The 20,174-nt window shown below is 35.0% G+C and carries 13 protein-coding genes; 4 read left to right on the forward strand and 9 right to left on the reverse strand.

Annotation, left to right across the window (positions count from 1 at the left end; genetic code table 11):
* Positions 1-2 precede the first annotated feature (2 nt).
* Positions 3-242 carry a hypothetical protein gene (locus VB796_RS12160; RefSeq protein ID WP_323346816.1) on the reverse strand — a complete coding sequence of 80 codons (240 nt, stop codon included), beginning with the start codon at positions 240-242 and terminating at the stop codon, positions 3-5.
* Entirely contained in the window at positions 223-459 is a 237-nt protein-coding gene (locus VB796_RS12165) for a VF530 family protein (protein WP_323346817.1), read from the reverse strand. The genes VB796_RS12160 and VB796_RS12165 overlap by 20 nt, the downstream gene beginning before the upstream one ends.
* A 77-nt stretch (positions 460-536) precedes the next feature.
* On the opposite strand from VB796_RS12165, the gene VB796_RS12170 reads away from it, so the two are divergent.
* Positions 537-1,685 (forward strand): acyltransferase, encoded by a 1,149-nt coding sequence (locus VB796_RS12170; protein WP_323346818.1) that lies wholly within the window; start codon positions 537-539, stop codon positions 1,683-1,685.
* Positions 1,686-1,722: 37 nt separating this feature from the next.
* On the opposite strand, the gene VB796_RS12175 is transcribed toward VB796_RS12170, so the two are convergent.
* The 4 genes from VB796_RS12175 to VB796_RS12190 all read right to left on the reverse strand — a co-directional run bounded on the left by VB796_RS12175 (position 1,723) and on the right by VB796_RS12190 (position 9,097).
* A complete protein-coding gene (locus VB796_RS12175) occupies positions 1,723-2,043 on the reverse strand; it encodes a helix-turn-helix transcriptional regulator (protein WP_323346819.1) in 321 nt (106 codons plus the stop codon).
* 575 nt (positions 2,044-2,618) lie between these two features.
* Positions 2,619-3,824 (reverse strand): Gfo/Idh/MocA family oxidoreductase, encoded by a 1,206-nt coding sequence (locus VB796_RS12180; RefSeq protein ID WP_323346820.1) that lies wholly within the window; start codon positions 3,822-3,824, stop codon positions 2,619-2,621.
* A gap of 55 nt (positions 3,825-3,879) precedes the next feature.
* Positions 3,880-5,085 (reverse strand): nucleoside permease, encoded by a 1,206-nt coding sequence (locus VB796_RS12185; protein ID WP_323346821.1) that lies wholly within the window; start codon positions 5,083-5,085, stop codon positions 3,880-3,882.
* Between the two features lie 598 nt (positions 5,086-5,683).
* Entirely contained in the window at positions 5,684-9,097 is a 3,414-nt protein-coding gene (locus VB796_RS12190) for a PAS domain S-box protein (RefSeq protein WP_323346822.1), read from the reverse strand.
* A 207-nt stretch (positions 9,098-9,304) separates the two neighbouring features.
* Here VB796_RS12190 and rsmA point away from each other — a divergent pair, with 207 nt between their 5' ends.
* From rsmA to VB796_RS12205, 3 genes are all read left to right on the forward strand, one after another.
* Entirely contained in the window at positions 9,305-10,105 is an 801-nt protein-coding gene (rsmA, locus tag VB796_RS12195; RefSeq protein ID WP_323346823.1) for a 16S rRNA (adenine(1518)-N(6)/adenine(1519)-N(6))-dimethyltransferase RsmA, read from the forward strand.
* Positions 10,105-12,948, forward strand: a complete 2,844-nt coding sequence (gene mutS, locus VB796_RS12200) for a DNA mismatch repair protein MutS (RefSeq protein ID WP_323346824.1) — start codon at positions 10,105-10,107, stop codon at positions 12,946-12,948. Before rsmA ends, mutS begins: the two co-directional genes overlap by 1 nt.
* A gap of 180 nt (positions 12,949-13,128) precedes the next feature.
* Positions 13,129-17,343: a sialate O-acetylesterase gene (locus VB796_RS12205; RefSeq protein WP_323346825.1), complete on the forward strand. Its 4,215-nt coding sequence runs from the start codon at positions 13,129-13,131 to the stop codon at positions 17,341-17,343.
* Positions 17,344-17,583: 240 nt separating this feature from the next.
* Here VB796_RS12205 and truA read toward each other — a convergent pair whose 3' ends face one another.
* The 3 genes from truA to VB796_RS12220 form a co-directional block, all read right to left on the reverse strand.
* Complete coding sequence (truA, locus tag VB796_RS12210; protein WP_323346826.1) at positions 17,584-18,309, reverse strand: tRNA pseudouridine(38-40) synthase TruA; 726 nt, start codon at positions 18,307-18,309, stop codon at positions 17,584-17,586.
* Positions 18,310-18,508: 199 nt separating this feature from the next.
* Positions 18,509-19,225: a YebC/PmpR family DNA-binding transcriptional regulator gene (locus VB796_RS12215; protein WP_323346827.1), complete on the reverse strand. Its 717-nt coding sequence runs from the start codon at positions 19,223-19,225 to the stop codon at positions 18,509-18,511.
* A gap of 258 nt (positions 19,226-19,483) precedes the next feature.
* Positions 19,484-20,023: a nuclear transport factor 2 family protein gene (locus VB796_RS12220; RefSeq protein WP_323346828.1), complete on the reverse strand. Its 540-nt coding sequence runs from the start codon at positions 20,021-20,023 to the stop codon at positions 19,484-19,486.
* Between the last annotated feature and the right edge of the window lie 151 nt (positions 20,024-20,174).

The raw sequence follows: 20,174 nt of genomic DNA on the forward strand, positions 1-20,174 counted from the left end.
AGTTACTGGTTACTGGTGGATTGGTTATTGGTGGATTGGTTACTTGATTTTTTGTAATATTTTTGAAAAAAAGCGATATTTAGGGAATCTATAATTACAAAAAGCACTTTTTTATAACCAATAACCAATAACCAATAACCAATAACCAATAACCAATAACCAATAACCAATAACCAATAACCAATAACCAATAACCAATAACCAATAACCAATAACCAATAACTATTTATTCTCTTTAGCAATATCTCTTAAACTTTTCAAATATAAACCTTCTACCTTTTCTCTTGCCCAAGGGTTTTTACGTAAAAAAGTCAAACTCGACTTAATACTTGGGTCAACATTAAAGCATTTTATATTAATTCTACTCCCTAAATCCTCCCAACCATAATAGTTTACCAAGTGCGTAACGATGGTTTCTAAGGTCAAACCATGCAAGGGATTATTTTTCTGTTTTTCCATTGTGTTGGATTAAAATTTGAAATCAAAGTTACGAAGCGTAATTTTGTAATCCATAAAAGGACACTACATAAAAAATAATGCAAAACCCTCATCAACCAGTTTATTTTCCCAATCTCAACGGAGTTCGTTTTATCGCTGCTTTTTCTGTTTTGATACATCACACCGAGCAAATTAAATATTTGATGGGTTTAGAGAATAATTACGGCAATTTCTTTATCAAAAATATGGGAAAATTGGGCGTTGGTTTATTCTTCGTGCTAAGTGGTTTTTTGATAACGTATTTGTTATTAAGTGAGAAAAAGCGTCGGGGCGATATTTCAACTAAAGACTTTTACATTCGTCGAATTCTTCGTATCTGGCCACTTTATTTCATCATTGTTTTATTAGGGTTTTTCGTTTTTCCTGTCATTCCTATTTTCAATGAACCGCTCCGTGACCAATATTATTTTGATGCTGATTTTTTCAAACGTTTACCCTTTTTCTTATTGTTTTTACCCAATATAGGATTCGTATTTTTTCGTTCGCCTTACTTATGTGCTCAAACGTGGTCAGTAGGCATAGAGGAGCAATTTTATGCGATTTGGCCTTGGATTGTAAAAAGTAAAAACCCCTTGAAAACTTTCTTGAAATTATTAGGAGGATTTTTGGCAATTTTGGGAATAATATTGCTTTATGTCTTCAAAATCAGTGATTTATCAGAAGAAACAAAGTTTAAAATACAAGAAGGTTTAGCTTTGTTTTTTAGTCAATTCAGGATTTTGACAATGATGATTGGTGGAATAGGAGCGTATTTGATTTTTACAAAGAAGGAGAAAATATTAGCCATTTTATTCAGAAAAGATGTTCAAATTATCGTGTATGCAATTTTAATGTTGATGTTATGCACAGGTTTTCATGTTCCAGGATTCAATATGGAATTTTACGGATTTTTCTTCTGTTTTTTCATTCTGAATGTTTCGCAAAATCCTAATTCAATTATTTATCTCGAACAGAAAATTATTCATTATCTCGGTAAAATTTCTTACGGAATTTATATTTATCACCCAGCTATTATTGTGCTTTGTATCAATTCAATACATTATTTTTGGGGTAAGAATATCAATCATCTAACCTTCAATTTAATACTATATCCTACTGCTATTTTATTAACAATTGTGGTATGTGAAATGTCATTTCGATACATCGAAACGCCATTGTTAAAGTTGAAAGATAGATTTAATAGATAAAAAAAGCCCAAATTTGAATTTCAAATTTGGGCTTTTTTTATAGTCTTTGTAATAATTGTCCTTGAAGGTCGATTATTTTCTTTTGCATTTCAATCACTTCATCTGCTTTTATGATTACATAACCTGTTTGTGCTTCTTGTATGGCGGACATATTTTTAAGAGGAGTTTCTCCTGCTAAATATGCCACATTTACCGCTAAAGTTTCTGCAATTCTCTGCAATTGAGAGTATTTTGCATCATTTCTATTTAAAATTGCGTGCAAAGTAGCTTCTGTAATATTCGACGATGTTGCTAATTGTAATAATGTAATTCCTTTTTCAGCGACTAATACTCTAATTCTATCTTCAATTCTGCTCATAATTTGTTGTGCCGTAAGAATATTTATGTGATTAAGTGGTTTGAAATTTATAAATGATGATAAATTTTGAGTTATTTTTTAATAATGTTCAAAACTTTTTGGCTTTGTGTAGCTTCGGATAGGAGAATTTTAGGATTTTTCCACTAATCAAATTAATCTAACAAATATCTTGTTTTGAATAATTTTGTTGGATGCAAATATAATTATTTCTGATTACAGGTTGCCTTAAAAATCAGAAAAAAGTGTCTGAATTTCTAAAAAACATGATAAAAGCATACTTGGTATTCAGTTAATTATTGATTGATAACAAAAAATACTCATTCATTTTGAATTTATTGTTTGAGAATTGAGTATAATTATGGATATTTCTTCAAGGTCGTTTAGTTAAGCCGATAAACTTCTCAAAAGTTTGTCCAAATAATAGTTCATAAATTCTCTTCACTAAATAAATGACAATGGATACTGCTTGATTTCTTCCTTCACATTTTGAAATAGAATAATATCCTACTTTTCAAAGACTCTACATATAAATATTTTACTGGCTTTTAGTTGTTGTGTTAGTTGAATGGGGATAATTATTTAAGGTTCAATTTTTCGATTTCAATTATTTCTCCTGATTCCTTTTTCTTCAAAATTATTTTAATATCACCATTTGGTAGTAATTCTTCTTTGATAAACCAATGTTCTGCATCGTATTCTTGATAAACGGATGGTTTTTGTAAACCTTCTTGCCCACGCCAATCTGGTAGCAGGACAGGTTCCCATAATTTTGATTTAGCCGATTGATATGCTGCATCAATAATGGCATTTACTACATAACCATCATAAAAACTTTCTTGAGGTTTTCTACCTTCTTCGATGGCGTTAAACATATCCGTAAACATGTGTGTATAGCCTAATTCATGAGTTTCGTCTCCCACAGGAAAAAGCCAACCTGTTGCTGATTCTGCTTTTTCTGACACATATCCACCTTCCCCTTTTCCAGTTGTAAACATTTCAAAACCAGTCCTTAAAAAAGAGTTTGTCCAGATTGTACCTTCCGTTCCCATTACTTCATCACGTAAATCCATGCCACCTCTGAAAGTCCAAGAAACTTCAAATTGCCCAATAGCACCATTTTCATATTTGACCAAACCGATAGCATGGTCTTCGGCATCAATTGGTTTTACCTGAGTGTCAGCCCAACACATTACTTCAACAGGTTTAATATCTTTTCCGATAAAATTTCTTGAGATTTCGATACAGTGGCAACCCAAATCGAGGATTGCTCCACCGCCTGCCATTTCAATATTCCAGAACCAATCTGAATGTGGACCTGGGTGAGTTTCACGAGATTTAGCCCATAAAATTCTACCAATTGCTCCGTCCTTTACACTTTGAAGCGACTTTAAGAATTTTGGTGTATAACAAAGGTCTTCTAAATATCCTCCAAAAACACCTGCTTCTTCACAAGCCTTTGTCATACGGAGAGCTTCTTCTGCATTTCTACCAAGTGGCTTAGTACATAAAACAGGTTTTTTGTGTTTCACGCAAAGCATTACTGCTTCTTCGTGGATGTGATTTGGAAGGGCAATTACTACCACTTCAGTTTCTGGATGAGCAACGGCATCTTCCATCGAAGTAGTGAAATGCGGAATAGAATAATCATTTGCGAAGCGTATTGCGGTTTCTTCTTTACGTGCGTAAACCACTTCTACACGGTCACGACTACGTTGTCCATGAAGTGCATCGGCATAAAAACGCCCAATGAAGCCACCTCCAAGAATACAAACTTTTGCCATAATTTATTGAGTTGATGAATAATGAAAATAGTAAAACTTATGTTGACAAACAACCTTAAACGGTTTCTTTTTTATCGTTGAAGAAGATAATAAATAATATTAAAACGACTGCTGCAATTCCTGCGGGAACCATCCAAACGCCATTCCAATTGTGTCCCGTAACCACTCCAGAAGCATCTTGAAGAGTATATTTTTCTAAAACAAGCCCAGAGATTTTTGAACCAATACCCATCCCAACGCCGTAAGTAGCTAACGTAATAAGTCCTTGTGCCGAACTTTTGATTTTATCTCCTGCTTTGTTATCAGTATAGATTTGTCCAGTTACAAAGAAGAAGTCATAACAAACGCCATGTAAAACGATGGCCAAATAAAGTATCCATTCTGATGAAATGCCATCGCCATTTCCGAAACATAAAAAGCGAACAATCCACGCTACTAAACCTACAATAAGCATTTTTTTGATGCCAAATTTTTGTAAAGCAAAAGGGATTAAGAGCATGAAAAGCACTTCAGATGCTTGTCCGAGCGACATTTTATTTTCCACATTTGTCATGTGAGATTCCGTAAGCGATAAGTTGGCGTGAGCATAATAAAATGCCAAAGGAATACAGACTAAAACAGAAGAAATAAAGAAAATTAGAAATGAACGGTCTTTGAAAAGTACAAAGGCATCTGTACCTAAGATTTGTGAAATCGAAGCCTGTCCAGTTGCTTTTGGAGGTGTATCTGGTAAGGTAAATGAAAATATTCCCCAGATGATAGAAGTAAACATGGCAATTTGAAAAATAGTCACCTTATCTCCGTAGCCATAAAGCCCAATTACATTCGTCACTACAATCCATGCAATAGTTCCTAAAACTCGAATAGATGGAAACTCTTTTCCAGGGTCTTGCATTTGGTTCATTGCAATAGAACTCGACAAAGCCAAGTTAGGAGCGAAGGTCATGGTGTATGCCAAAATGTACCAAAAGAAAGTATCTGGATTTTGGTTTTGAATTAAAAAATATAGAACAACTGCACCAATTAAATTGAGAATACCCATTACTTTTTGAGCAGAAAAATAACGGTCAGCAATCATGCCAACAAAGAAAGGAGCAACAATTGAAGCAATCGAAAAGGTAGCATAAGCACTACCAATTTGGTCGCCAGAAGCTTTTAATGTTGAAAAAAGATACTTCCCCATTTGTCCGTACCAAGCTCCCCATGTACTAAACATTAAGAACATCATAAGCATTAATTGAATGCGGGTAATTACTTTCATTTTTTTAATTTTATCTATTTTGAATGTTTGTTGATAAATTGATGTTTGACAGAACGAAATTTAGTATAACTTTTTTTATAATATGTCATGGATTATTGACAAATTAGCGTTTATTTTTTTAACTATTTGATTTTTAGATAGCTAAGGGCTCTTTTCTTGAGAAATTTTAGCGAAAATCACGAGAGCAAATGGAAGGAATGATAGGCTTTCTAAAAATAAGCAAGTTTTACTTGTAGAATTAAGATTTATTGATAATTTTTACATACAATTACGTATAAATAAGTCTTATACGCTCCTTGCTTTTGTATTTAATGATGTATTTTATATACCATCGAAAGGTTCTGTCAATTGGTTGTGTTGTATTATTCTGTTACACATTGGGGTTTAGTTCAACAATATTAAATATTCCCAAACCATTGACATGAGGTTGCGACTAACCGCCAATAAGTCGTAGCAATATGGGGTATAACACCGCCAGGTTATGCCCCTATTTATTTGAATAATCCGCCAAAGTTAAATTTCGTATGTTGTGGGGCGGGGCGGCGCACTGCTCCACAACGCAAAGGTTCTTTAATCAATAAATTTATCTTGTTGATTGCTAAGATTCCTTCATTTTCAAAATTTCATTCTTGAATTTTTCAAACTCATCTTGCAAAATAATGATTTCTTTCTCGAAGAGTTGAAAATCACAATGCTTTGCTTTCTCTTCTATAATTCTGGTTATTTCATGCAAACGCATCGCTCCTAAAGTACCTGAATTCCCTTTTAATGTATGTAATTCTCCTTGTACTTGTTTACAATTATTGGCTTTATGACCTTCGATGGCAAGGTTAACTTGTTCGATGGCTTCTTCCTCAAAACCTTCAAAAATGGACGCTACAAACTCCATATCTCCACCAACACTATCAGCTAATTGTTTAACGATGTCATTATCAAGAATCGCAAATTTATCCAATTCTACATCATAGTCAAGAATCGTGAGATTTGAAATGTTTATAGAGTTTTGAGTCGCTATATTTTCTTGAATTTTTAGTGTTGCTTCCTCCTGAACTATCTCAATTGTGGTTGATTGTTTTTGTTCTTTAAAATCAGCTAATTGTTTACTGACCCATTCTGCTACTTTTCTAACCAAAATTTCTGCTCTGATTGGTTTTGGAACGTAGTCATTCATGCCGTTAGCCAAGAAACGGTCACGGTCTTCCTTCATGGCATAGGCAGTCATGGCGATGATTGGCGGTAATGCAACTTTCAAATTTCTGAGATGTTGAGTTGTTTCTACGCCATCCATTTCGGGCATTTGAATATCCATGAAAATAATATCAAATGGTCTTTCCGTTAGAGAAGTTTGCACTAATTCAATGGCTTTTTTACCAGAATCTGCCGTCAGAACTTCACAACCCGATTTTCGTAAAATTTCACTGGCAACTTTACGGTTGGTTGCGTTATCATCAACTACCAATAAATACGGATGATATTCACTAAAATGATTGACAACTTGGAAGACAGGTTCATCTTTTTTAGCCATCATTGGACTAATATCGGTCTGTTTGATTTCGATGGTAAACCAGAAAGTTGAGCCTTTGCCCCATTCAGAATGTACCCCAACATCGCCTTTCATCATGCGGCATAATTCTTTTGAAATAGCTAAGCCTAAGCCTGTTCCGCCAAAAGATTTTTTGGTAGAATTATCCACTTGTTGAAAGGCATTGAAAAGAATTTTGAGATTTTCTTCTGTAATGCCAATGCCAGAATCGGTAACTTCAACTTTTATTCGGTTAAATTTCCCTCTTTTTTCTACCAAATTGGCTTTGATAGTTATCGTTCCATTTTCTGTGAACTTCAAGGCATTTGAAGTGAAATTGGACAAAATTTGAAGTAAACGAGTTTCATCTGCAATGACAAATTCGGGTAAATTATCCCCAAATTCACAGATAATTTTGTTGTTTTTAACGATTGCTAATTGCGAAAATAATGCTTGAAGACGGTCGAAAACGTCTTTGAAAACCAACGGAGCTTCATGCAGAGCCATTTTTCCTGCTTCAATTTTGGCTAAATCCAAAATATCATTCAGAATATGAAGTAACGTTTCCGAAGATTTTTTGATGGTTTGCACATAATCTTTTTGCTCATCATTCAAGGGCGTGTCAATCATTAAGTCAATCATCCCAATTACCCCGTTCATCGGCGTACGAATTTCGTGACTCATGTTTGCCAAAAATCTTTCCTTTACCTTCAAAGAACGTTCTGCTTCGTCTTTGGCTTTTACAATATCCTGTTGATATTTTTTCAAATCGGTAATATCTCGCCCAATACCCGAAACTTCTTCAATATTGCCATTATTGACAATCGGATTTAGGTAAACTTCTACCCACTTTTCTTCTCCATCAGGTGAATCCAACTGAACTTCAAAATGTTGTTGTTCTCCTTTAAAAGCCGCTTTGTATCTTTCTTCCAATACTTTACGGTCGGTTTGGGAAACCATTCTGAATCCCATTTTTTCGGTACTTAGCGTCAATTGTGGTTTTACACCTAATTGACTTTCAATGAGTTGTGCGTATTCTTGGTTAAAGGAAGTCAATAACATTCTACGGTTTACTGACCACATTAAGTGCGAACTTCCTTCGATGATTGCCGTCAGACGAGCGGTTTCACGGGCAAGCATATCTTCTGCCTGTTTGCGTGCAATGGCAAGGGCAACTTGTCCCGAAATAAAATCCAATAACAATAAATCTCGTTGTTCGTATTTATTTTGGCGTTCGTAAGATTTTAAACCAATAATTCCCGTCACTTTATTGCCAATTCTCAAAGGCACACAAATCATCACTTTTGGCACAACGCCATAGAGGTAAATTTTCTTTTCTTCGGCTAATTGATATATTTCTTCGTCTCTGAGAATCAATGGTTTATTAGCAGCAATGGCATATTCTGTTAATCCATTTCCTAATTTTCTTTTTGTAAAATGAACACGATTGTCAAAATATTCATCTACATAATAAGGAAAGTATAAATAAGATTTTGCGGAGTCGTATTGGGCAATAAAGAAGTTTTTTACGTCAATTACTTTGCCTAATTCTTCATGAATATTGAAGTATAAATCATCTAAATTGGTTGAGCGAATGGTGGCTTGTGCAATGCTGGCGTATAAATTTGAAGAACGTTCTGCTCGTACTTTTGCCGTAGAGTTATGAAAAATACACCGAAAAGCGGTAGGAATATCTTTCTCAAAACGGCAGTTTACCGAACCAGAAAGATAGAGTCGTCGTCCGTCTTTTCTTCGGAAAACAACTTCTACATCGGCTATTTTTTCACCATTTTTAATATTCTCAAACTTTTCAAGTGCTTCACTCGCAAAGTCAGGGTGGAGAATATCTTTTAATCGTAAACTTGATAATTCGTCAGATTCGTAACCTGTATTTTCCAACCACGCTTTGTTGACATATAAAAAGCGTCCAGAAATACTGATGATTTGAATTAAATCGGAAGTGTTATTGATTAAATCTTGTAACTGTGCATTTGAACGAGATAATGCCTCAGCTACCTTTCGGCGGTCAGTAATGTCTTCACCGATGACCGTTAGATAACGGACTTCTTCGGTGGCATCATTGAAAATAGTAGAATTGAGTTCAACGTATTTTAACTGGTTAGATTTTGAGAGCATTGTGCGTTCCTTTTGCTCAAATAATCCACCTTTTTCCATCGCCTCTTTAAAAGAAATAATTCGTTGTTCTCTTTCTTCAGCAGGAACAATGGTATCAAAGAAGTTTTGACCTACTAATTCTCCAAATTCGTAGCCTAACATCTTGGTAGCGAAAGTATTACAAAAGACGATTGTTCCATTGTCTTCCAATACAATACCTACTAAATTGAGATTTTCGACTGTTTTTTCTAACTCAGATGCCATCGAAAGGGGCATTTCACCTGACCTTTCATTGACTTCCAATACCCGTAATTCCTTTTTTAGGTGACGTATTTCTAAAATTAATTCTTCTTTTGTTTTATGACTCCAACGCATATTTCAGTTAACAGTTAATAGTTAACAATTAACAGTTTTTGAAACTGTAATTGATTTAGATAAGAGAATTTGCAAAATACTAAACTAAACTTATTGCAAAAGATAGCCTAAAAGTACAAAATTCACTGTAATTTTAAGTTATAAATAAAGGTACAGAATCGGCATAATATACTGAAACTGTTTACTGATAATTGTTAACTGAAATAAATGGACGTAAGGGCAAAGAAAAGTTTAGGGCAGCATTTCCTTCGGGACTTGGAGGCGGCTAAGAAAATAGCAGATTTAATGTCGAGACATGGCGACTATAACCGTGTGTTGGAGATTGGGCCAGGAATGGGCGTTTTGACTCAATATTTATTAGAACATACTGAATATCAGACTGATGTGGTTGAACTCGACCGTGAATCAGTTGATTACTTAAATATTCATTATCCACAATTGAAAGGAAGAGTACATTCTGCTGACTTTTTGCATTTGAATTTAGCGAATTTTTTCAATGGCGAGAAATTCGGAATTGTGGGTAATTTCCCTTACAATATTTCGTCTCAAATTTTATTTAAAGTCTTAGATTACAAAGACTTAGTGCCAGAAGTAGCAGGAATGTTTCAGAAAGAAGTAGCCGTTAGAATTGCCTCAAAGCCAGGTAATAAAGACTACGGAATTTTGAGCGTTTTATTACAAGCGTTTTACGATATTGAATATTGTTTTTCACTTGGACCAGAAGTATTTTCACCACCACCAAAAGTCAATTCTGGTGTAATTCGTTTGAAACGAAATAATGTTACCGATTTGGGCGTTTCGGAAAGTTTGTTTAAATCAGTCGTGAAAATGGGCTTTAATCAACGCCGAAAAACATTGCGAAATGCCTTGAAAGCCTTGCAATTACCCGATAATCCGTTCATGAGCAAGCGTGCAGAACAATTGAGCGTTGCGGACTTTTTGGAATTGACCCAAATGGCAAAACAACAAGGAGATGTAAAAGAAATTGAAATTATTAAAGAAGACTAATGGCAAGACCATCTAATAATCCTACCGATAAAACCAAAGCTAAAAAAGTACATGAAACGCCTCTGGCAAAGCAATACAACCAAATAAAAGCCAAATATCCTGGGGCATTGTTGTTGTTTAGAGTGGGTGATTTTTATGAAACTTTCGGGGAAGATGCGGTACGTGCCTCTAAAATTTTAAATATTACGCTTACCCGAAGAAATAACGGTACTGCCGATGACCATTTGGCAGGTTTTCCACATCATTCTTTAGATAATTATTTGCCTCGTTTGGTACGTGCAGGCGAGCGTGTGGCTATTTGCGACCAACTTGAAGACCCCGCAACGGCAAAAGGAATCGTGAAAAGAGGCGTTACCGAATTGGTAACGCCAGGAGTTTCGTATAACGATAATGTTTTGGATATGAAACGAAATAATTACTTGGCTTCGGTCAGTTTTTCTTCGTTTTCAAAAGAAATTGTGGGCATTGCTTTTTTGGATATTTCTACGGGAGAATTTCTTTGCTCGCAAGGAAATGTGTCTTATATCGAGAAATTATTGCAAAGTTTTTCACCTTCAGAAGTGCTTTATTGCAAGAAAAATCGCCAAGATTTTACCAATATTTTTGGCGACAAATTCAATACTTTTGGCATTGATGACTGGGCTTTTAAGCATGATTTTGCGTATCCGTTACTGACTAATCACTTCAAAACCAATTCGTTAAAGGGCTTTGGCGTTGAATCGCTAACGGAAGGAATTATTGCTGCGGGTGTTATCATGCACTATTTGGCAGAAACAGAACACCGTGAAGTTGGGCATATTTCCCGTATAAATCGTTTGGAGGAGGAGAAATACGTTTGGTTAGATAAATTCACGATTCGAAATTTAGAATTAGTTTCGGCACAGCAGGAGGGAGGAATTCCGTTAATTCAGATTCTTGACCAAACCATGACTCCGATGGGTGCAAGACTTTTACGTAAATGGTTGGTGTTGCCTTTGAAAGAAAAGTCACTGATTCAAGAGCGTTTGAATACGGTTTCGTACTTCAAAGAAAATGATGAATTGCGTGAATCGTTAGAGTCGAGCCTTAAACAAATTGGTGATTTAGAGCGTCTTATCTCAAAAGTTGCCGTTCGCAGAATCAATCCAAGAGAATTATTGGCATTGAAAAAAGCACTTTTGCATATTGAGCCTATTCGTTGGCAATTGGTGAATGGCAAGCCTTTGGAAACGGTAGGTGGTTTACGTTCGGAAGTTGATAAGCAGTTAGCGGTGAGTAATGAAGAATCTCCCGAAATTAGTAGTGATGATTTTTTGAATGAAGTTTTGAATCCAGAATATGGGAAATCGGTAGCAGAAAATGAGCAATTGACTGTAAATGAAGTGGAGGTAGAAACGCCAAAATCTCAAAATTCTAAATCTGAAATTCTAAGAAAATATGCTGACCAATTGAATCCTTGTCAGTTTTTATTGGATAAAATTCAGCGAGAATTACGAGATGATTTGCCACTTTTGAGTAATCAAGGTGGTATGATTCGTCAGGGAGTTGATGAAGATTTAGACCGTCTTTTGGGCATAGCCTACACAGGAAAGGACTTTTTGATGCAAATTCAAAATCGTGAAATAGAAAGAACGGGTATTACGTCTTTGAAAATTTCTTTTAATCGAGTTTTTGGCTATTATTTGGAAGTTACCAATTCCCACAAAGACAAAGTGCCTACTGATTGGATTCGGAAACAAACGCTTGTCAATGCAGAACGTTACATTACGCCCGAACTGAAAGAATACGAAGAAACTATTTTGGGTGCGGAGGATAAAATTAACGTTATTGAGCAACGGATTTTCAATGAATTGGTGAATGTAGCGAATGACTACGTACATCAAATTCAGCAAAATGCCAAGATTATTGCGGTGCTTGATGTACTGACAAATTTTGCCAAAATTGCTGAGAAAAATAATTATTCAAAGCCACAAGTGTCTGATGATAAGGTGCTTAATGTGAAAAATGGAAGGCATCCCGTTATTGAGCAACAATTACCTTTGGGTGAAAAATACGTGCCGAATGATTTGTATTTAGATGATGCCACCCAGCAAATAATCATCATCACGGGGCCAAACATGGCGGGTAAATCTGCCCTTTTACGCCAAACGGCTTTGATAGTTTTGATGGCTCAAATTGGCTGTTTTGTTCCTGCATCGGAAGCACAAATTGGGATTGTAGATAAAGTTTTTACCCGTGTGGGAGCAAGCGATAACCTTTCAAAAGGGGAATCTACTTTTATGGTAGAAATGACTGAAACCGCCAGTATCTTAAACAACCTTTCGGATAAAAGTTTGGTCTTAATGGATGAAATTGGTCGTGGAACAAGTACCTATGATGGTGTTTCGATTGCTTGGGCAATTGCTGAGTTTTTGCATAATCATTCCAATCATCGTCCAAAAACACTTTTTGCCACGCATTATCACGAGTTGAATGAGTTGGCAAATGATTTTCCGAGAATCAAAAACTTCAATGTTTCGGTAAAAGAAATCAACGGAAAAGTGATTTTCATGCGTAAATTACAAGAAGGCGGCTCTGAACATAGTTTCGGTATTCATGTGGCTCAATTAGCTGGTATTCCGCAAAATGTGGTGTATCGTGCCAGTGAAATTTTGGTTGAATTAGAGAAAAACCGTTCAAAAGAACAACATCGCCAAACGATTAGAGAAATGCCAAAGCAGAATTTTCAAATGGCATTGTTTGAAGCAGAAAAGAATCCGAAATTTGAAAAGATTGAGGAACTATTGAAAAATATCGACATCAATACGATGTCACCTATTGAAGCTCTTTTGAAACTGAATGAAGTTAAGAAGGCTTTGAATTAAGTAATAAGTCTGTGAGTGAACTTCTAAATTTTTGGAGGAACTTCCCGAAAGTTCTAAAACTTTCGGGAAGTTTAACGGCAAATGAGGGTATTTTATTAAGTGGATACTCCATAAGTTGTAAAAAATCTCCCTAATATATAACGACTCATAGACTTGTCAGACCGACAACCTAATAAACCCATGAAAAAACTTAACACACTCATACTTTTGTTATTGGTTTGTTCTGCCGCCAACGCACAGAAGTATTTTGCTACAACCTTCGATAAACTTCCCCAAAACTATCAACTCTACCCCCGAAATGAGCTGAATGAAGCCACGATTCCCATTTCAGGGAAAATTGAAGAAACTGGTTGGGATTATTTTTCAGTTCAAATTTTCAGAAATAAAACCCAAATTGGCTATCAAAAAGCCTCGATAACTTATACCAATTCGGTTGGGAATTTCTCCTTTTCAGCCATAAAAATTAAAGCTGAAAAAGCAGAATATGATGTCAAAATCTTTGTGGTAAAAGGCAAAGATTCTTCAAGCATTACCACTCGTGAAAATATCGTAGCAGGTGATGTTTTTGTGATTTCGGGTCAGTCAAATTCAACGTGTTTTTTTAATGATACTCGTACCAACGAATACTGCCGAACTTTCGGAAAAACGATGGGAATAAGTGGTATTTCAACAGGAAGTCCTGCGGATACATTATGGGCTTTGTCAAATCAAGATGCTTTTAATCAAGGAGTTGGAACGATGGGTTTTGAGTTTCAGCAAACTATTTTAGAAAAATATGGTATTCCAACGTGTTTGATAAATGGTGGTTTTCATAATTCGTCGATGCTACAACACGCTACAAGAAATGCCAATAATCCCGCAGATTTGACGACGGGTTACGGTAGAATGTTGTACCGTTTGCAGAAAGCAGGCATTGATAAATCTATCAAAGCATTTATTTATCGACAAGGGGAATCAGAGGCGTATGGTGAAGGGACAGATTGGGATGGCTATTTTGATATTTACTATAAAAATCTTAAAACAGATTTGCCTTCAATCAAGCAAATTTATCTTTTCCAAATTGATGTGATTGGCTATACTCAATTACCTCAAGCTCCACGAATTCGGGATATTCAACGCCAAGAAGTAGATAAATATTCTGATATTCAGGTAGTTGCTTCTCTTGGTACGGCAGGTTTTGATGGTTTGCATTATACACCAGAAGGCTATCAACAAAATGGACGAGAGTTTGCACGGTTGATTGGTCGAGATTTTTATGCTTCAACCGATATAGATAATATTGATGCTCCGAATCTCAGAAAAGCCTATTTTTCAAAGAAAGATAAAACAGAAATTACCTTAGTTTTTCAGGCTTCTCAAGACTTGTCATTTTCGGCACAACCTCGAAATTTGGTAATGAAAAACCAGTTTTATTTAGATGGCATTAATGGCGTTGTTAATACTAATTCGGCTTCTGGAAATAAAATTGTACTGAGCTTAAATTCAGCAAGTTCTGCTTCGCAAATTTCATATTTACCACCATTTATTCTTAATAATGACCCCGAATATCCCTATATTGGTCCTTACATTGTGAATAAAAAAGGATTAAGAGCATTGACTTTTCACGAAGTTAAAATTGAGTCGTTTGAGTCTAATTTGCCTATTCCAACGATAACTTATACCAAAATTCCCCAAAATCTTCAATTATTTCCACGCAATGCCAAAAATGAAGCAAATGTACTGATTGCTGGAAAAGTAGAATCACCTGATTATACCTCATTGACATTACAAGTATTACGAAATAACGCTACCGTAAAATACTATAAATCAAGTTTGGTTTATGTTGCTAATACAGCAAATTTTTCATTTTCGCACACGATAAAAGCAGAATTGACCAATTATAGTTTTAAACTGTTTGCTATCAAAGGAGCTGATTCTGTGTTAGTTACCACTCGTGAAAATGTTGTTTCGGGGGATGTTTTTGTGATTAATGGGCAGTCAAATGCAGCAGCTTGGAATATTTCAAATACTTTTCCAAATAACGATTATCGTAATGAATTTTGTAGAACTTTTGGGCAAGTTCAAAACAATAATTCTTTCATCACAACGGCAGATACCACTTGGGCGTTATCCAATGCCAATAAGCCCTATGTGGGTGTTTGGGGAATTGAATTGCAAAAAATGCTTGTTGAAAAATATGGAATTCCCACTTGTATTTTGAATGAAGCCGTTTTTGCCTCCACCGTTACAGAGCATACCAATCGTGATGCAACAAACCCAAGTAATGTTGCTAATATTTACGGGCGATTATTGTACAGGGCTAAAAAAGCGGGCGTTTTAGATAATATCAAAGGTTTTTTCTATTGGCAAGGTGAAGCGGAGGCTTTGGATAAGCCTAATGTTTGGAAAACAGAATTTGAAAAATTGTATAATTTCTGGAAAACTGATTTTCCGTCAGTAGGTAAATTCTATATTTTTCAAATCAATATTTTGGGAATTGCCAATGAGGAAGCAGGTAGTTTGCGAGATTTTCAGCGACAAATCGGGAAAAATTATCCTAAAACACAAGTAATTTCAACCGTTGGGAATTCTGGTTATGACGGAACGCATTATTCCGTAGAGGGTTATAAAAAAGTAGCCAATGATGTTTTTCGTTTAGTGGCAAGAGATTTTTATGGTTCTGCTGATACTGTTCAAATAACGTCGCCAAATGTTCAAAAAATCTATTATTCAACCCTTGCCAAAGACGAAATAACGATTCTTTTTGAGGATTCTCAGAAAATGGTTTGGACTGCTGATTCTACTTATAAACAAGATGATGGTTTGCTCCGAAAGTATTTGATGAAAGATTATATCTACTTGAATAATACTACCGATAAAGTGGTTTCTGGAAGAGCTGAAAATAATAAAATTGTCTTGAAAACTTCGGGATTTACCAGTGGACAGAGTTTAACGTATTTACCACCCTATTTTCCAATGAATTATCCTGTGGACTTACGAGGAATTTTTGGTGGTCCTTTCGTGAAAAATCAACGAGGTTTATCGGCTTTTTCATTTCATAAACAAACCATTTCTGACCCGCTCGGTTCGCCTACATTAACGGCTAAAATTAAAACGGCTACTTCGATAGAATTAACTTGGACGCAAATCACTACGGCTACCTCTTATGTCTTAGAAATCAAAGACTTGCAAGCTGATAAATATACGATTGTAAAAACATTCCCAAAAGGTACTTTGACTTTTTTGAACGATAATTTATTGGGAAGTACCAATTATACTTTCAGGATTAGGGCGATTGCTCTCAATGTAGAATCAGAATATTCGAGCGTACAAATTCAAACACCCAAAGCATTGGATATTCCCAAAGTTACGGGCGTTTCAACTTATGTTGATGCCATAAAATTGACTTGGAATGCCGTTTCCGATGCCATAAATTATGTAGTTGAAAGAAAAAATAATACGACAAATGCGTATGAGCAATTAGCAAAAGTATCCGCTACGGTTCTGGAATATCAAGATAAATCATTAACTGCTAATACTTTATATACGTATCGAGTAAAAGCTATTGGAGCATTTACAGAATCACCTTTTGGGGAAGTACAAGTAAAGACCTTGGATTTTTTACAAAACTCAGATATTGCCGTTACCGTAATTTATAATAATTCACTAAAGATTGATTGGAAGGCTGTCCCGAACGCAACGTATTATATTTTAGAAAGAAAAGTGGCTGATTTAGATTTTAGAAATTGGGGAACATTTGAATCAGCCGTTTTGTCATTTACCGATAAAGATTTAGTCCCAAATACTGTTTATTCGTACCGAGTAAAAGCTTTGAGTGATAAAAGCGAATCGCCCTTTGTGACGGCTGAAAACAAAACTCCAGCTTTACTTTCAACGCCCGAAGTTACCATAAGTACAAGTTCTTTTGATGCTTTAAAAATTGCTTGGAAAGCAGTGCCAAATGCTTCGCAATATGTTTTGGAAAGACGTTTAAATGAAACAGATACCTTTAAGGAATTAGTGAAGTTGGACGCTACAAAAACGGAATACAGTGATACGCAACTGAAAGAAAAAACGACCTATTTTTATAGATTCAAGGCTTTAGGCGATAAAACAGAGTCAGAATCTGTTACTGTAAAATCAACAACTGCAACGATACTTAAAAACGAAGAAGAGGTTTTTGGAGGAATTATGCTTTTCCCAAATCCGAGTAATACGCAAGTAACGCTGAGATTTTCAGAATCCCAAAGTGGGCAAATTAGCATGGTGGATTTACGTGGAGTAATGTATTTTCAAGAAGAAATTATAAAAGTTAATGAATTGACGATACCATTAATTACTTTTCCAAAAGGTGTTTATTTCGTGAATTTCAAAAATGATAATGGTAGTTTTAGCAAGAAAATTGTAGTAGAGTAACACAGACTTTAGTCTGTTTGTGTTTTACAGACAGACTAAAGTCTGTGTTACTTTCAGTTTGTTTTTATACAGACTAAAGTCTGTGTTACTTTCAGTTTGTTTTTATACAGACTAAAGTCTGTGTTACTTTCAGTTTGTTTTTATACAGACTGAAGTCTGTGTTACTTTCAGTTTGTTTTTATACAGACTGAAGTCTGTGTTACTTTCAGTTTGTTTTTATACAGACTAAAGTCTGTGTTACTAATAATTAACCTCCATCAAAAAAAGTCCTTCCGCAGGGACGGCTCTACCAGCGTTTTTACGATTTTTAGAAAGAATAATTTGCTCAAAATCAATAATTGATAATTTGCCTGAACCAATTTCTAAAAGCGTTCCAACGACTGCTCGCACCATACCTCTCAAAAAACGATTTGCCTTTATATGAAAAATCAATAAGTCGTCTTTTTCTTCCCAACGAGCTTCGATAATACTACAATTAAAAGTAAAAACTTGGGTATTTACTTTGCTAAAGCATTCAAAATCAATGTGTTTGAAAAGAATTTGACAAGCTTCATTCATTAATTCCACATGTAGTTTCTGATTAAAATTGTAGCATAACCCTTTCTGAAATGGATTCTTTTTACGTGAAATACGGTATTCGTATTTTCGTGAAGTAGCTTCAAAACGGCAATGATAATCGTCAGCAACTTTAAAAAACTGATTTACAGAAATATCAAAAGGTAAAATTTTATTAATTCTATACACCAATTTTTCTGTATCAAGTTCATGTTCTACCTCAAAATGTGCCATTTGTTGCACTGCATGAACTCCAGTATCTGTTCTGCTACTTCCCGTAATTTCGATAGTGGTTTTCAGTAAAATACTTAGTGCTTTTTCAATCTCTTCTTGTACGGTGTTGGCATTATTTTGAATCTGCCAACCACAGTAATTTGTTCCTCGATAGGCACATTCAATGAAGTATCGCATTGTTTTAGTTATAAAATAATTATTTTTAATACAAATAGTTGTTATACTTACTAAATGGTTAACATTTGTCAAGTTTTTTCTTATTTTTGTGAATGAAAACTATTCTCACAAAGATTAGTAATCAAATAATAGCAAGAAGCAATACAGCAAAAAAGCCAGATTTTTATCTGGCTTTTTTCTTATTATGCTTTGGCACAAATTATCTCATATTGTGATAAACGTTTTGTACGTCGTCATCTTCTTCCAAACGCTCGATAAGTTTTTCAACGTCAGCCATTTGTTCTTCGGTCATTTCTTTAGTATCGTTGGGGATACGTTCAAAATCAGCACCTAATAATTCAAAGCCTTTTTCTTCCAATACTTTTTGTAAAGAACCATACGCCGTGAATTCTCCATAAATATTGATTTGATTACTTTCCAAATCTAAGAAAACTTCATCAGCACCAAAATCAATCAATTCAAATTCTAATTCTTCAACGTCCAAATCAGCCGTTTTTGCAATTTTGAAAACACATTTACGGTCGAAGATAAAATCTAACATTCCTGTAGTTCCAATTGTTCCGCCACATTTTGTAAAGTGGCTTCTGATATTAGCAATACTACGATTGGTATTGTCGGTTGTGCATTCTACCAAAACAGCAATTCCGTGAGCTGCATATCCTTCATACACAATTTCTTTGTAGTCTTCTTGTTCTTTAGAGGAAGCTTTTTTGATAGCACGTTCAACATTGTCTTTCGGCATATTTACTGCCTTAGCATTTTGAATGATGGCTCTCAAACGTGAATTTGAGTGTGGGTCTGGTCCTCCTGATTTTACAGCAATAACAATATCTTTACCGATTTTGGTAAAGGTTTTTGCCATTTGTCCCCATCTTTTAAATTTTCTTGCTTTTCTAAATTCAAATGCTCTTCCCATTGCTTGGTTATTCGTTATCAGTTATGTTATTAGGAATAGTTTTCAATTCACTAATAATCAGTTACTTAAAATTATTTTGTAATTATGAAGATGATATTTTGTATTTGAGTTAAACGTTTTTTTATGATTTTTTTTTGTTCACTCAATTTATACTTTTACAAAGTTATATATTAATACTTTTTTACGCAAAGTGCGTATAAACAAAAAGCCCACTTGATAGTGAGCTTTTGGGTATATTTTTGATAAATGATTTCATTTCTACCAACCATCATCAGCTTTTGGCTTTACATTGGCTGTTGATTTTTTAGGAGCTGGTTTTGCTGGAGCAGCCGCAACTGATGCTGTTGAACCTCCCATACCTTTTACTTGTGCGTCTAAATCTGCACGACTGAAAACACGACTTACGATTTTCCATTCATTACCAAATTTTAACATACTCAATAAGTCGATGTACTTAAAGTCGCCAAATTGAAGTTCAACGGTTGCTAAGGCAGAAACTCCTACGTAAGCATAAGAAATCAATTTAGTTGAACCGCCTTTGCTTTGAATACCACCTGCGGGCATTGAGGCAACGAATTTTGCCACTGGAATGTCTTGAATTGCTCCTGCACCACTTACAGTTCTCAACATAGCGGTAGGGTGAAACGCTTGGTTCAAAAGACTTGCGTCTCCTTTCAATACACCATTGAGGTAATTATTGACACATAATTTTACAGCTTCATCTTCCGACTGTGCCTTTACTGAAATAGCACTTGCTGAAATAAAAAACAAAAAGAGGATAATTCTGGAAATCTTCATGGCTGATTGTTTTTAGGTTTTACCCCTAAAATTAGTATTTTTTTGTGATTTAACGATTTATTGAGAATATTATTATAGTTGTGATTTAGTGAATTGTAATTAGTTCAGTTGTGATTGAGTGAATTGGGATTTAGTGATTGTTGTTCGTCTG

The sequence above is a fragment of the Arcicella sp. LKC2W genome (genome assembly GCF_034931005.1).
Classification (GTDB): domain Bacteria; phylum Bacteroidota; class Bacteroidia; order Cytophagales; family Spirosomataceae; genus Arcicella.

Excerpts from the sequence above, each read along its gene's own strand:
- VB796_RS12175 (WP_323346819.1), bottom strand. The coding sequence starts at position 2,043 with ATGAGCAGAATTGAAGATAGAATTAGAGTATTAGTCGCTGAAAAAGGA.
- VB796_RS12185 (WP_323346821.1), bottom strand. The coding sequence starts at position 5,085 with ATGAAAGTAATTACCCGCATTCAATTAATGCTTATGATGTTCTTAATG.
- rsmA (WP_323346823.1), top strand. The coding sequence starts at position 9,305 with ATGGACGTAAGGGCAAAGAAAAGTTTAGGGCAGCATTTCCTTCGGGAC.
- VB796_RS12165 (WP_323346817.1), bottom strand. The coding sequence starts at position 459 with ATGGAAAAACAGAAAAATAATCCCTTGCATGGTTTGACCTTAGAAACC.
- VB796_RS12220 (WP_323346828.1), bottom strand. The coding sequence starts at position 20,023 with ATGAAGATTTCCAGAATTATCCTCTTTTTGTTTTTTATTTCAGCAAGT.
- VB796_RS12205 (WP_323346825.1), top strand. The coding sequence starts at position 13,129 with ATGAAAAAACTTAACACACTCATACTTTTGTTATTGGTTTGTTCTGCC.
- VB796_RS12215 (WP_323346827.1), bottom strand. The coding sequence starts at position 19,225 with ATGGGAAGAGCATTTGAATTTAGAAAAGCAAGAAAATTTAAAAGATGG.
- mutS (WP_323346824.1), top strand. The coding sequence starts at position 10,105 with ATGGCAAGACCATCTAATAATCCTACCGATAAAACCAAAGCTAAAAAA.
- VB796_RS12190 (WP_323346822.1), bottom strand. The coding sequence starts at position 9,097 with ATGCGTTGGAGTCATAAAACAAAAGAAGAATTAATTTTAGAAATACGT.
- truA (WP_323346826.1), bottom strand. The coding sequence starts at position 18,309 with ATGCGATACTTCATTGAATGTGCCTATCGAGGAACAAATTACTGTGGT.
- VB796_RS12170 (WP_323346818.1), top strand. The coding sequence starts at position 537 with ATGCAAAACCCTCATCAACCAGTTTATTTTCCCAATCTCAACGGAGTT.
- VB796_RS12180 (WP_323346820.1), bottom strand. The coding sequence starts at position 3,824 with ATGGCAAAAGTTTGTATTCTTGGAGGTGGCTTCATTGGGCGTTTTTAT.